This window comes from Flammeovirga kamogawensis (genome assembly GCF_018736065.1).
Lineage (GTDB): Bacteria > Bacteroidota > Bacteroidia > Cytophagales > Flammeovirgaceae > Flammeovirga > Flammeovirga kamogawensis.
Map to the genome: position 1 here is coordinate 469,448 of NZ_CP076130.1, position 14,781 is coordinate 484,228.

Genomic DNA, 14,781 nt, shown 5'->3' on the forward strand with positions numbered 1-14,781 from the left:
TTAGTCCTCTAATTTTTGAGAATTTTGCCCATTTTTTACTCTTTCCACAACAGATGTGCTTGTACTCCAGATGTATTTAAAATCTGGTTTTGATTCATTCCATAAATTGTTTTCAATACGATAAGGAGTATATTCTTTCTCAATTGTAACTAATTCGTTTTCAATAACTGCACCTGTACTACTTATTCCTGCTTTTTCCACGGTGGCTATCGGGATTTCATAATCAAACTTTTCCTTTACAATTCGTCTTACCTCTTTTTTTATAGTTTCCTCAATATCAGATTTTCTTTGACGCATTACTTTCTTCTCTTTAGCAGTTGGTGCATCAGCACCTCTTTTTGCTAACTGCTCAGTGAGTTCAGTTAATTCTTCTTCAAATTTTTTATACTGTAGTTTGTTCGCGTCATCAGTATAGGTATCCCATAACTTAGTTTCCTCTTCGGTGAACTTTTTCATGAAAACTAAGCTAGATTTTACAGTAGCACCACTTTTCATAAAAACGTCTTGCGGTATAGATGTTATGAGAATGAGCTTTGCAGTACTCTCAAAGTATTCCCTTACTTTTGCCAAGTTTTGAGTATTTAATACACCTTCAGGAAGAACAATACCAATCCTACCCCCAGGCTTCAAAAGGTTGATACATCTTTCGATAAAAAGTACTTCAGTAAGACCACTCATGCCTTCCTTTCCAATATGTAGAGTGTCCAAAACTGGTTTATCTATATTATTGTCTATTTGGCTCATTGCAGACTTATAGACTTTCTCACCATATATGCTTTTGTATTTCTTTATTCTTTCTTCATCGGTTATTCTATCAGCGTTAGTAATCAATAATGATTTTTCAACTCTAGAACCAAACGGAGGATTAGTCAGGATTACATCAAACCTATTCTCAAATATTCCATTAACGTTTAAAAGTCCATCTCGATGATGAACACCTCCATGTCCATCACCATGCATAATCATGTTCATTTTTGCAGTGCGAGCCATTCGAGGATTTGCATCAGTACCAAATATGCACGAAGAAGATAATTTTTCTAATCTAGATATAAACTTATCGTTTTTAATAGCTGTCTCTTGTTCCTCTCTTTTTCTTATTTGAGTTTCTTTTCCTAGTTGATGGAGTATCTCATTTGATATTTCTTTAAGCTTTTCGTCAGATGAGTCTGATTCGTCAAAAGCTTTATTTACCTTATCTTTTTCATCTCTAATATCATTTTCAATCTTATCTCTAACGTACTCGAACGCCTTAATTAAAAAACCACCTGAACCGCAACATGGGTCGCAGATAATTTCATCTTCTTGGGGGTCTAAAACGTCAATAATAAAATCTACTACAGTTCTAGGAGTAAAAAACTGCCCTAATTCACCTCTAAATGTTCCTCCTAAAAATTGTTCAAAGGCAATACCTTTAACATCATCCGAGGTAGTTGACAGATTATACTTTTGGAGCTTCTTTACGATTTCCTTAAAGGAACCTTGTTTGATTTTAATTTTCTCGTTTGCATCAAACAAATCGTCTTCTTCGAATTCATCTTTTGTTAATTCGAACCAATAATCCATATATGGAATATCATCCTTAGGACCATTTCTTTTAATGTTTACTGGTCGAATATTTTTTTCATAATTCGTTTCTTGTCTTTCAAATTGTTTCAGGGTAAAAATATTGTCTTCATCAGGATTTCGTTCGTACCTGATTTTCATGAACAAGATTTTACTTATTTCATCAAATGCTGCTTCAGGTGAGAGCTTATCATTGTTCCTAATTACATTATGGCACTGGAAAAGCAGTTTAGAAAATTCATCACGTTCGAAAGCTTTGGTTTGGCTAAGTAGCTTTTTGATTTTATCAGAACTGATAGCTTCTTTAGCTGTAGGGATATCAAGAATTTCATTACTCAAAGTTTTTGGTGTGACCTCTAAGTTTACTTTGAAAACCTTAGTTTCTTTCTCGTTTGTGGTTACAAAAAAAGGTGCATTTGCAAACCTTGCGTAATTTTGTCCTTGATAGTAGTCTTCAGATTGAATTGTTATGTAATCTGCTTTACATTCAATTACAATGATTGGATTCAACTTTTTTTGCTTCTCCTCTTTACTACGCCAAATAACAATATCTGCACTTGCTCTTCCTGTACCACGCTTAGATTCTGTTAATTTTTTCTCTTGTTCCATTTGGTCAAGAGAGTATTTGTAGTGATTAACTAACCTACAGATATATCTTTGTCTAACAAGCTCCTCAGGTGTTAAAACCAAATCCTTTCCCTTTAAAGGAGCGAATATTTTGTTGCCTTTTATTTGAACTTCTAATGACATCTATTTAATATTTATAATAACTAAATCTAAAGCCGTTTTTGCTAGTGGCTCATCTTGTATCACATTGTTTAATTTGTCAGCCAACCAAAGCGTAATAAGTTCATCTTCTTTGGTATTTAATACTGAAGCAATTTTTGTCACATGCTCTCGCTGTGCTCTTCTTTCCCCACGTTCCAGTTTGCTTATTAAGGCAATGTCTACCTCAATTTGTGCTGCTACTTGACGAAGTAGTAAGCCTTGCGATTCTCTTAATTCTCTGAGTTTAGTACCGAGATAATTCATTCTTAATTCAGTAACTTGTCAAATAATGTCCAATATAGGGGTAAGATTCACCTTATCCTAGTAAGAGCAGTGGGAGATTTTAGCTCTTTTGGTTTTTTGGGTGGGGTTGTGCGTTGGCAAAAACCAAATGTGCTAAAATGTGCGGTGGGTTTTCAGTTACCCCATGGCATACAACAATATACAAACGTATTACCGTTTATATTTTTTTTGTTTATTTCTGTTTAATTTCATTGAATAAAGCGTTATATAAGCGTTTTTATCAATATGCTACCATAAAAGTTGTAGCATACTTTTTTGCGTTTATCCAATTGTTAACACACTACTATTAATGGAGATATAAGTTTGTTTTATTTTAGTTTTAGTCGCCAGAAAGAAGAAGTTCATTAACCATAAGTAAGTTGTTGATTATAGAATTGAAATACAAATTTCATACATAAATTAACAATCGTTGATGTTTTAAGTTTCTACTCCCGGCACTATTAATATTAAAATGTTTGAATCGCTTACTGAAAATAAAATTTCAAAATCAATTCGTGAGCAAATGCAATTCTTCCCTTTCATCTACTCAAAATGAAAACAAAACAGTTGGCTAAGGAAATTTGGCCAAAAAAAAATCCCTTGAAGGGATATCAACTTGAAAAAAGTGAAAGAAATGAAGAGGTTTTTAAGTGTAAAGAAGCACTTAAGAAAGGGTTAGACGCACTTTCTCTTTTCTATTAGTAAGAATGGGTTCTTCCATAGAGTGAAATTTGTTTTCTTTTTAGTATTTCTAGACTTAAAATCTAGCTTTATATGATGTTGTGAATTTATTTTTTGAAGTAATGCTAAATGGTTTACAAGTTGTTCAAAAAGTTTCCAATCTTCATGATATGTTACTTCTTTTATACCTAATCTTTTAGCGTACATGTTACGGACTAAATATTTTACGCGTTTTTTGGGTTTAAATTTAATTTTGGAATAAATATCTGATCGCCATAATAATAACCTTCTTTCCATATATAATTTATATGGATTTTTTCTTTGGGATTGATATGGTGTGACTCTTCTTCTTTTACTTCCTCCTGCTATCTTTTTTCTGGCTAAAAATAATTGATGGGCATATTCTGCATCATATTTATTTGTAACGGGATGAGAATTTCGTTTTAATTCACGATAAATTGTGGAAGGTGATAAATCTAAGGCCTCCGCAATTTGAGGCACAGTAAAAGTTTTTTCTTCAATGAGCTTCTGTATTATTTTTCTATCATTTAGTTGTAGATTTTTCATGATAATTTAATCTAAGAAAATAGCGTTATACTGTAAAAACATTAGAAATTAAGTGATAAGATTCCAAAATCTAATCTTAAAGGATAGCTTATATTTTCTTGTAGTTGCACCTGATTGATTTCATCAATAAAGTACTTTGTTGTGCTTCTTCTTGAGAGCTTACAAAAGTTGATACGTTTTGATCGTTAAGCGTATCGTTAAAATTAATAGTTTGCATTATTGCTTTTAGTTTTCCAGTTATCGTTGCAGTTTTTGAGTGCATAAATTTTGCAAAACTTTCTTTTATAATTCACTATTTAGATAGAATTACATTTCATTTTCTTAGATCATAAATAGTTTTTATTGAGATAGTTATAAGTAGAGCGTTAGCCGTTCATATTTACAAAAATGATTTATAATTTATTCAATCAACCATTGCTACTATTTATAAACTTTTGTCAGTAAATTAGTAGAAATATTTTTTTGATGACAAAATAAATTTCCCTTAGTTTTGGCTACACTCCTACTTTCCAAACTAACAATTTGAACAACTAGAAAACATGTTTAAGACAGAAATAAAAAGCAACATAGACGAAGATATTTGTCTATTAATTAAAGTAGATAACCATTCTTTTAACTATATATGTGACTGTGGTGAGGCTAAAAATCTCACAGTAAAAGAGTGTCAGGACACTAAAGCTATATTTTTAAGTCATACGCATATAGACCATTTTGTTAACTTTGATAGCATTTTAAGACATCAGATTGGTACAGGCAGAAAAGTAATTATCTGTGGCCCAGAAGGAATTATTCATCATGTTCAGCATAGAATAAAAAGTTACTGTTGGAACCTTATAGAAGAAGGTGCTATTACGTATGAAGTCAGGGAAATTAAAACAAATAACACTATAAAAACGGCTATTTTAAAACCTCCTTTTTGGGAACTAGAAAATAAGAAAACATACTCTAGCCCATATATTTTTGAAGAAAAAGACTTTCACGTTGAGTTCGAAGTACTTGATCATAAAACAGACTCCATTGCTTATTTATTTAAAGGACACGATAAAACAAAAATCGAACTTAAAGCTCCATTTAAAGGGGGAAAATGGATAGCAGATCTAAAAAAATTATATGATAATGCAATTACTGATACACTTCTTGAAATAGATGGCATCTCGTATAAATCAAAAGATTTGTTCGAGATGATCAAAATTGAAAAAGGACAAACACTTGGTATAATAATGGATCATGCTGCTAGTACTGAAAATCACAAAAAAGTTAAAGATAAATTCTTTGGTTGTGACAAGGTCTACATTGAATGTTTTTATAAAGATGAAGACAAAGAATTTGCGATCAAAAACTATCATAGTTATGCTTCTATGTCAGGTAAAATTATGAAAGAATGTGAAGTGAAAAATGCTATTCCTATACACTTCTCTCGTAAATACTCTAAAGTAGAAATTGAAGAAATACAAGAACAATTTTATAAAGCAACAATGCCAAATAACTAAACTAGTAATTTATAAAACAGCTACCTTTTTTTACTAACCTCCACTATATCAAATGAAGAATAAATTAGAAAAAATATTGAAATCATTTAATATGCTTTCAGATGATGAAATTGCTCACAGTCTTACCTATTTTGAAATAAAATCAATCAAAAAAAATGACATACTAATTGAAGCTGGGAAAGTTTGTGACTGGATTGCCTTTGTAAACTCTGGTATACTAAGAAATTATTACACCTCTAGCAAAGAAGATGAAGTAACGTATTGTATCACATTTCCCAATACTTTTATTAGTGCCTATTCTTCTTTTATAACAACTAAAAAAACCTTTGAAAATATACATGCTATTGTCGATTCTGAACTATTGGTCATTAAAAAAAGTGACTACCAAAATTTATTAAACTCTAGTGAAAATTGGCTTAAGTTTTCAAAATATTTTTCAGAACAATCCTATGTTTTAATGGAGAATCGTTTAATTTCTCTACAGATGGAAACTGCAGAAAAACGTTATTTAGACTTAATGAATAACTATCCAGAATATATCCAAAATATCCCTTTAAAATACATTTCTTCTTACCTTGGCATCACTCAAAGACACCTCAGTAGGTTAAGAAAAAAGATTTCTTTTTAGACATTTGTCTTTTCAAAAGCGCTGAATCGCTAATAATTTTGTTTTCATAAATAAGAAAAAAATAAAATTATGGCACAAAAAAAGATACTCCTAATAAACGGACACCCAGATACTAAGAGTTTTTGTTATGGTTTAGCTGAAGCCTATTTAAAAGGGGCTAAAGCGTCTAATGCAATTGTAAAGCAAATTAACATTGGAGAAATTGAATTTAACCCAAATTTAAATTTTGGTTATAGAAAAAGAGTTGAATTAGAACCTGATTTACAACAATCTATAGATAAAATTAAAGAAGCTGACCATATAATATGAGTTTTTCCAATGTGGTGGTATGGTTACCCTGCCATAATGAAAGGGTTTATTGATCGCACCTTTTTACCTGGAATAGCCTTTGATATCGTTCCTGGTAAGCCTCTACCTAAACCTCTTTTTAATGGAAAAACTGCAAGAATTATTGTTACTGCTGATACTCCAAAATGGTACAATTCAGTAGTTATGAGAAACCCTGCTATTAACCAACTCAAAAGAGGAACATTACAATTTTGTGGTATTAAGCCTGTAAAGGTTACTTATATTTCTACCATGAAAAATTCTTCTACAGCATTTAGAGAAAAGTGGCTCTCTAAAATCGAAAAACTTGGTTTCTCAAATCAATAATTGGTTATTCATTATCCGTATTCAATGGTAAATAAATATCTATTTCTGATGTAGGTTTATTCCATTGAAAACGGTGATCGTATTTTTCAAAATGATGAAACCCAACTTTACTTTGGTCTTCAATTTTGAATGTTGATTTGGGAAGAATAACCTTATAAATTTCGTAGATTGTATTCTTAATATTTTCCATTCTACCTTTATGGGTAAACACTGTATATTCCCCTTTAGGAATCTCTTTTTTGATAAAATGAGAAGGTATCTGTTTGTTTATTATTTGAATTGATGTTAGATAAAAATATTTTTCTCCCGACTTAAAAGTAATCCCATATTTAGTCCAATTTTCACTAAACTGATTCAACTTATACTTCTTTAATTCTGCATTGAAGAACATCCAATGTTTTCGAATAATAAGAAGGTTAGTAGCCTGAGATTTTGACAATTCTGTAACAAGTCCGTAAGTCTGAATGCTTTGTTTGATTTCCATTAAAATGACTCTTTAACTTTGGACGTAAAACTTGGATATTTCTTTTCTAATTCTATACGTAATTTAGGGTAACTACTCCTTATTAATTAATCCTCCCTAAGTTACTAATAGCATACCAAAGATATAAATGAATTGAAAAGGTTAATTAAAAAATAATATCAAAATTATGGTAGAAATTACTGATTCAAAAGTTAGAGAAGTTTATCATTTACTCAGCTCATAAATTACACACTCCTCCAGTTTATTATAATTGGAAAGTAGTGGGTGATTAAACTTCTTCATCTTTCTCATGCCTATTTTCTTCATTACCTTTTCAGAATTTTTATTTATTACAGGGCAGATCGCTTTTATGTTTGTTAAGCCAATTTCATCAAAGGCAAAATCAAGGCACTTTTTTGCTCCTTCGGTGGCATAACCTTTTCCCCATTCACTCTGTGATAGTCTCCAACCAATATCAATACAAGGAGTAAAATCAGCACTAAAAGTCTGTTCAGAAATACCAATAAACCCTATAAATTGATTGTTTTCTAATGTATCAACCGCAAAGTAACAGAACCCATTTTTAAGAAACTGTTGTTTCATTCTTTCTATAAATGCATCGGTCTGTTCTTGTGATAGTATTGATGGAAAATATTCCATAACTGTTGTGTTGCTATTGATCAGTCCCATTTTAGGGTTATCATTTTCTGACCAATTTCTAAATCCGAGTCTTTCAGATTTAAAAATATAATTTTCCATTTTCTAAATTGTGTGAATTGAAAAACTGAATGATTGGTTGTTTTATAACCCTCAACTAAAGTTAAAGACTATATGCATATTTTGAAAGAGCATTGATTTAAGTTTTTGATTTGAGCCATTGTAAATTTGCACACTTCAAAAGAATATTATAAATTCAAAAAATTTCAATTTCTATTTATACTACATTTTTACAATAAACAACAAACGCGAGATTTTTACTCGATTTTTCATGTCTTTCACTAAAAAGAAATCTCATTTAACACTACATACTAGATAAAGAATTATCAAGTATTCTACTTAATGTCTTGTTGGTGATAGACAAAATCTACACATTATGAAAAGCTTACAAAATACTATCAGCATCTTTGTTGCCCTCCTATGCAGCTTAAGTTGTAATCCAGTAAACAAAGAACCCGTCATACCTCCTCTTGACAATATTGAACAGAATATAGAAGATGAGGAAGTGGAGGAAGAAAATGATATTATAGAGGATACAGATAATGAAACAGAAGTTATCTCATGGAAAAATTGGTATCTTTCTGTACCTATTGATCAAGGTAATGGCAAGGCTACTTCAATTGGTTATGAAGCTATTATCAATAATGAACTTACAGAAGAACAAAGCAAATATTTCTATTTAAATGAAGATAGTTCTTACACGTTATGGACAAAATTTACAGGTTTTACTACCTCTGGACTTTCAGATCTTGGAGACAAGTATTGTAGAACAGAACTAAGGGAATACTGGCAAGGAAATCAAGACACAAAAGATAATTGGCCTATGAATACTGGTGTTCATATTCTAGAATCTACTTTACAGGTAGATTTTGTTGAAGGTAATGGACGTACAATTGTTGCACAAGTTCATGGAAAAGAATCTGAAGGCATTGATGGAAATCCTGCTACTATTAAAATCAGATGGAACAGTGGTATGATACAAGCCGATTATTATACCAAACCAAATGATGGTGATGAATGGACGAGTAAATATGATGAAAAATTAGATTTAGGAAGAGTAGATAATGAGGTTTTCACTTTCAAAATAAAAATAGAGGATGGTAAATTTTATGGTGCTCTAATTTGTAAAGAAAAAGGCCTTAATGTAGACTATTCAGAAATATATGATTATGTAGGTAATGGATATGTACATGAAAATTACTTTAAAACAGGTAATTACTACGGTTGGAATGATGACTACGAAAAAGCGGCACAAGTAAGACTTTATAAAGTGGTAACTGAACATAGGTAGACAGCTTTTTCCTTTCAAAAAAACAACTCCTATTTAATAGCATGACTACTAAATAGGAGTTTCTTTTTTAAAAAAAGTGAGATGATAATGTAAACTTATGGAGTTCTTCTACTTTACCAACTTAATTGTTTTCGGAGGTTTAGTGTTACTAATCAATCTAACAAAAATGATTGTATTTGATCTATTAATATTCCCTAGAGGTATTTTTACATGATCTTTTTTGTTGTTCCTCACTTCAAATAATTTTACTTGATTGGCATCATAAAGTAGAATTGTTTGGTAGTTACCCACATTCCTAATTTTTAGATCGTCAATAATTGGGTTTGGATAAGCAACCACAAAAGGCTCGTCTACATTTTTGATTTTCTGAGCAGTAATATGGCTTTCTCTTAATACATTTGATGATGATGGATAAGTACAGCTTATTTCTGCTATAGAAGCCCAATCGTTGCCATTTACTTCGGATAGTGCTTTTAACTTATAATATCTACCACTTTTTGCTGCAAAACTAACAGCCTGTAATTCTTTGGTATTTGGCCATGTGCCAGTAGCTACAGTATCCCCCCAATTGTTAGGGTCATCACTTACATAAATTTCGTAAGAAGCAATTCTACCATTTTCTTGACCTTGTCGTGGCAAATAATTTATTCCATTTATTTGTTTCGATTTCCCCAAATCAATTACTATTTCATGGGGATACGGAGGGCTGTTTGGTGTCCATTCTGTATGCCAAATAGAACCATTGTTTTTATCAACTGCTTTGTAAGCTTCATCTCCTACTTGCTCACTATCAAAAGAGTAGATATAAGGATCGGTAGATATTATCGCATTTATTTCTGCAATTGCCACATCATTTCCTCCATTTACCTCAGATAGTGCACGGAGTTTATAGTATCTACCTCTTTTAGGCGAAAAGTTAACCAATTGTAACTCACTTGTATTGGGCCATGTGCCTGTAGCCACAGCAGTTCCCCAATTATTAGTGTCGTCACTTACGTACACCTCATAGGTTTCAATCCTACCATTACCCGTATCTAGCTCTTGTTTTGGCAGGTAAGATATTCCTTTAATTCTTTCAAATGCACCAATATCAATCACTAAATCATGTGGGTAGGTACTGCTTGTAGATGTTGAGTTCGTATACCAGTAAGTTGTAGCATCACCATCTAATGCTTTATTGGCTTCGTATCCTATTCGCCCACTTTCAGAAGAGTGCACAGTTTCTGCATTATTTGTTGTTTTATCATTTCTTATAAAATCTGTCAACATCTGAGTACTCGTTCCTCGAGCATCAGTAACAGTTAGCGTTGCATTAAAACTATCTCCGGTTGCTCTTGCATAAGAGACAGTAGGGCGTTCTTCTGAAGATGTTGACGGAATACCTCCTGGGAAACTCCATGAATAAGTAGCACTCTGATCAACAACTGAATAATCTGCAAACTTCACTACCTGATTCGCCTCATCAATTGCATTTCTATCTGCTGTAATGTTTGCTTTTGGTGGAGTTCTTTCAAGAAGATCATTTTCCCATAAACCTCTAGAAGTTCCTAAACGAAGCTTTCCTGTTGCGTAATTGATAAACAAAAACGGTGTTTTACAAGCTGGCATACCTGTCCCAAATAACATCCATTGGTCCATGCCATTTTTTCGGTAATAAACGCCAAATGAAGTACCTAAATAAAGAATATCATCGCTGCCTCTCTGGTAAATCAAAGAGTAAATATCTTGATTAGGAAGCCCTGCAGAAAAGTTTGTCCACGTTGCTCCTCCATTTAATGATTGCAATACCTTGTTTGTAGCATCATTTTCTCTTACTGTTACCCAAATATGATTGGGGTCTTTATCACTAACAGCTATCCTCCATAACTTCTTACCATTTAATAAATTAATTGGTGGAGAAACTTCTGTCCATGTTTCCCCCTTATCATCCGATTTGATCACTTTACCAGGTTCTACTACGGCATAAACATAATTAGAATTTGCAAAGCTCACTTTTATAGAAACTGCATTTTTTTGTTCCTCTTCAAAGTTTTTAATCACTTGCCAAGATTTTGCATTATCTGTTGTTTTTGCCAGCTTATACGTTTTATTTCTATCACCATAATCACTCCCATAAATTGTGTAATATTGGTGTGGGTCAAATTCTAAATTATCTAAAGTAATGTATCCTAATTCAATACCTAACTCTTGGTGTTCATGTCCAGTTTTTCCATTTAAAGAACGTTTTACTCTTTCGTGTCCCCAAGGGTGATTATACATATATTGATCATCGATTGGGTTGACATTTGCCGCCATCGCATCTGCTCCATTTACTCCAATCCAACCACCATAAACATTGTCATCTCTAAAGCATATTTGATTATGATTTAAGCCAACTGCCATGATATCATTCTTAAAAGATTGGCTGTACCCCCATAATTCTTGAACACCTAACCCATCACTTTTATCCAATACAACAGTATTACCTCTATCCGAAGAATGGTAAGCTCCTCCATCATTGGCATTCCATATATCATTTCCAATAATAGAGAGTCCGTGGTGGTCTCCATGCACACCTGTATGAGCGTTGTTAGAAGAATATCTATCGTATTGTGCTCCTGTTACTATGTTTCCAGAACGATCATATTTCCAAGTTGCTCCCCCATCTTCACTAATTTTTAGTTTATTGGCTGCACATGCAATTAAATTTTCATCTGTTTCTGATACTGTAAAAGCAAAGTTCCAACTTAATTGAGAAAGGTGGCAAGTTTCATAAGTAAAGTCAGTAGGTCCATTGGCATAATCTAAAGGACTATCTGAATTTCCGCAACATTTTTTAGTAAAAGAAAGACCACTATCAGAAGATTTAAAAAAAGAAATCTTATCTTCTACACCACCTCCATTGTATCCAATAGCAATATAAACTACATTATTATTTGCAGGTGTTGTGGCTAATCTAGCACGGTGTGTTGGAGTATTACTATCAGATGGGAAACCATTACTAACGGTATTAAATACACCCCCTCCATTTGTTGATCTTTTAAAATTGATCCATCCTGTAGTAGAAGATTGCTCTAAAATATAAACGGTATTTGGATCATTTGGCTTTACACGCATATCCCAAATTTGATGTATTGAGCTATACACCTCACGCCAAGTTACTCCGCCATCTGTAGTTTTGTAAAGGTTGTAAGTATTGCCTTCTTTAACTGTTGCATAAACAATATCACTACTTGTACTTGATAAATCTACCCATTGGTTTCCACTAAAATGGTTCGGTTTTACTCTTCTCAAGCCTGTATAAGCCCATGTAAGACCTCCATCAGTAGATTTTACTATACCAACATCTGTTCCGGCATATACAACTTGTGGATTGGCATGACTAAACACTATTTCGTTTACCCATTCCACTTCAGGAACGCCTCCAGAAACTAAGGTGTAGTTATTTCCACTATCGGAAGTATACCAAATTCCTGCAGTTGCCGCTCCAATTAAAACAGCATTAGTGTTAGACGGGTTAATCCGAATAGACCTGGCTACGCCTACTCCTCCGTTATCTTGTGTGTTGTTCCAGTCTAAAAAGAGCTGAGACCATGGTGTACCATTTTGTGCTATAGCAAATGGTGAGATCGATAGTGCTAATAAGATAAGCACCATACGATTTGAAATTGAAAAGAAAGTTCTCATAAATGGTTGTTTATGGTTAATTATTGGTGAATAGTTATTTAAAAGTTTTTAGTATTTCAATAGTTATTTTCTTGTTATTGGCTGTTTGCTTACTCTTTACATTGCCAAACATAATCAATTCAGTAGAAGATTATTAACAAAGCGCACTGAATTATTAATAAATATTATTAATAAATATTAATAATTACAGTTATACACTACGTCTATTGATTATTAGGGTATTATCAACAAAAATCCCTCTTTTAAAGAAGAATGTTTTATAATTAAAAAAAGTAAACTCACTAAAAAAGGTATAGTAATCATTAGCATTGCCAATCAAAACTATACCTTAGTAATCATTAAAATTAATATTTCGTTCGTAAAGAACAGATAAAACTACGCTGGTTCGCAAACAGCTTCTGTAGCTACTTTTATACTTCTAAAATGCTCTTCTAATTCATTTTCTTTTCCTTCAACAAGTAAGTCTTTCGGAAACAAAGAACCTCCCATTCCAACACCAACAGCACCTGCTTTAAAAAATGCTTGAATATTAGATTTATCTACTCCACCTGTTGGCAATAACTTTATTTTATTTAATGGTGCTAAAACATCTTTAATGTAACCAACTCCAAACTGAGAGCAAGGAAATACTTTAACTGCTGAAGCTCCTAATGACCATGCTTTATAAATCTCTGTAGGCGTTAATGCACCAGGGAAAAGTGGTATGTTCAATTTTTTACACGCTGTAAAGATATCTTCGTTTACAATAGGTGTTACAATAAATTGAGCCCCAGCATCTACAGCTTTAAAAAAATCGTCTAAGTTACAAACTGTTCCTGCTCCAACATTTAGTTCAGGATAAACGTGACGCATCTCTTTTATAATCTTTGCGGCACCTTCAGTATTCATTGTAATCTCTACTGTTTTCAGTCCAGCTTTACTATAAATAGGCATTATTCTATGTATTGTTTCTATAGAAACACCTCTCATAATTCCGACTACAGGAGCTTCGTTAAAGGCATCCCAAGAAAAAACTTGCTTATTCATAACTCTCTAATACTTTTTTCTGCCCTATTAAAAGAGCCCTTTCTAGTAACTCTTCATCTAAGAAGTTCAATTGTTTTTTATCTTGAACAATTGCTTCTAAAGCATATTTATACAATAGCCCCAAAGTTCCATTTGCAGCAACGCTAATCATCTTATAAGATTCTTTTAAATAAGATAATTCTTCACCTATTAATAAACCACTTAGGTAATAATAGTTTTCTTGTTTTGCTGCACTTTCACTAATGTTTTCGGCACGTACTAAAAAGTTATTGTTCATCATATCATGTGCTCTTATAGAAAACAAAGAACTTGATAAATTTCCTTTAGTACCTGCTTCTACACCTTGTATAAATGCCGATTTGTATTCTTCTTTAAAAGGAGCTTTCTCTACAGAAGATGCTAAGATACTCTGTGTAGAAATGATGTCAAACATCTCTCCCGTCATATAAGTTTGAAAATCTGTGTATGTAGATTTATCATAGTTTATATGTTTGCTGTGTGTTCCTGGCAGTAATAATAAACCTTCTTGATCTATTGGTAAGAAGTCTGCCAAACCTACTGCTTGAATTTCTTCTCCACGCATTACATCTTTTTCTGTTTTTGCACCTGAAACCAATACAACAGAAAGATCTTTATTTAGAAGGATATGCTTACTGAAAAGGTTCTTTCCTTTGGCATCAAAAGGCATGGCAGAATAACCAAGCTCTTTTAAACCAATTGATGAAGAGGCCATTCCAGATGCTACCACAACATTTTTTTTTGATGATGGACTTATTCTCTCAATTTCTTGTGTTAAGTAATTAGAGAAAAATCTATCTTGATTTATACGATTTTGGGCTTTAAACTCTTGAAAAAGTGTTTTAACGCCCTTATCAGTTTTATGCTCATTCAATACTTCTAAAGTATCTGTCTTGATTAAACGAAGACGGAAATTAGATGTACCCCAATCACAACTGATAAATTTATCAGGTAAGGTCATTTAATT

At 32.4% G+C, this 14,781-nt stretch carries 11 protein-coding genes and 1 pseudogene; 4 read left to right on the forward strand and 8 right to left on the reverse strand.

Going from position 1 to position 14,781, the window contains the following annotated elements; genetic code table 11:
* The 3 genes from KM029_RS25965 to KM029_RS27185 all read right to left on the reverse strand — a co-directional run bounded on the left by KM029_RS25965 (position 1) and on the right by KM029_RS27185 (position 3,861).
* Positions 1 to 2,313, reverse strand: coding sequence for an N-6 DNA methylase (locus KM029_RS25965; protein ID WP_144077322.1), 2,313 nt, complete (start codon positions 2,311 to 2,313; stop codon positions 1 to 3).
* Positions 2,314 to 2,595 (reverse strand): helix-turn-helix domain-containing protein, encoded by a 282-nt coding sequence (locus KM029_RS25970; RefSeq protein ID WP_144077323.1) that lies wholly within the window; start codon positions 2,593 to 2,595, stop codon positions 2,314 to 2,316.
* Between the two features lie 693 nt (positions 2,596 to 3,288).
* Positions 3,289 to 3,861: a helix-turn-helix domain-containing protein gene (locus KM029_RS27185; protein ID WP_144077324.1), complete on the reverse strand. Its 573-nt coding sequence runs from the start codon at positions 3,859 to 3,861 to the stop codon at positions 3,289 to 3,291.
* 539 nt (positions 3,862 to 4,400) lie between these two features.
* On the opposite strand from KM029_RS27185, the gene KM029_RS25980 reads away from it, so the two are divergent.
* From KM029_RS25980 to KM029_RS25990, 3 genes and pseudogenes are all read left to right on the forward strand, one after another.
* Positions 4,401 to 5,351 carry an MBL fold metallo-hydrolase gene (locus KM029_RS25980; protein ID WP_144077325.1) on the forward strand — a complete coding sequence of 317 codons (951 nt, stop codon included), beginning with the start codon at positions 4,401 to 4,403 and terminating at the stop codon, positions 5,349 to 5,351.
* Between the two features lie 52 nt (positions 5,352 to 5,403).
* A complete protein-coding gene (locus tag KM029_RS25985) occupies positions 5,404 to 5,979 on the forward strand; it encodes a Crp/Fnr family transcriptional regulator (RefSeq protein WP_144077326.1) in 576 nt (191 codons plus the stop codon).
* A gap of 69 nt (positions 5,980 to 6,048) precedes the next feature.
* Positions 6,049 to 6,633 (forward strand): annotated as a pseudogene (locus tag KM029_RS25990) (NAD(P)H-dependent oxidoreductase).
* Between the two features lie 4 nt (positions 6,634 to 6,637).
* Here KM029_RS25990 and KM029_RS25995 read toward each other — a convergent pair.
* Positions 6,638 to 7,117 carry a GyrI-like domain-containing protein gene (locus tag KM029_RS25995; RefSeq protein ID WP_144077327.1) on the reverse strand — a complete coding sequence of 160 codons (480 nt, stop codon included), beginning with the start codon at positions 7,115 to 7,117 and terminating at the stop codon, positions 6,638 to 6,640.
* A 204-nt stretch (positions 7,118 to 7,321) separates the two neighbouring features.
* Positions 7,322 to 7,855, reverse strand: coding sequence for a GNAT family N-acetyltransferase (locus KM029_RS26000; RefSeq protein WP_144077328.1), 534 nt, complete (start codon positions 7,853 to 7,855; stop codon positions 7,322 to 7,324).
* Positions 7,856 to 8,189: 334 nt separating this feature from the next.
* On the opposite strand from KM029_RS26000, the gene KM029_RS26005 reads away from it, so the two are divergent.
* Entirely contained in the window at positions 8,190 to 9,104 is a 915-nt protein-coding gene (locus KM029_RS26005; protein WP_144077329.1) for a polysaccharide lyase family 7 protein, read from the forward strand.
* A gap of 108 nt (positions 9,105 to 9,212) precedes the next feature.
* On the opposite strand, the gene KM029_RS26010 is transcribed toward KM029_RS26005, so the two are convergent.
* The 3 genes from KM029_RS26010 to KM029_RS26020 all read right to left on the reverse strand — a co-directional run bounded on the left by KM029_RS26010 (position 9,213) and on the right by KM029_RS26020 (position 14,775).
* Positions 9,213 to 12,770 carry a discoidin domain-containing protein gene (locus tag KM029_RS26010; protein ID WP_144077330.1) on the reverse strand — a complete coding sequence of 1,186 codons (3,558 nt, stop codon included), beginning with the start codon at positions 12,768 to 12,770 and terminating at the stop codon, positions 9,213 to 9,215.
* 375 nt (positions 12,771 to 13,145) lie between these two features.
* Positions 13,146 to 13,796, reverse strand: a complete 651-nt coding sequence (locus tag KM029_RS26015; protein WP_144077331.1) for a bifunctional 4-hydroxy-2-oxoglutarate aldolase/2-dehydro-3-deoxy-phosphogluconate aldolase — start codon at positions 13,794 to 13,796, stop codon at positions 13,146 to 13,148.
* Positions 13,789 to 14,775, reverse strand: a complete 987-nt coding sequence (locus KM029_RS26020; RefSeq protein ID WP_144077332.1) for a 2-dehydro-3-deoxygalactonokinase — start codon at positions 14,773 to 14,775, stop codon at positions 13,789 to 13,791. The genes KM029_RS26015 and KM029_RS26020 overlap by 8 nt, the downstream gene beginning before the upstream one ends.
* Positions 14,776 to 14,781: the final 6 nt, after the last annotated feature.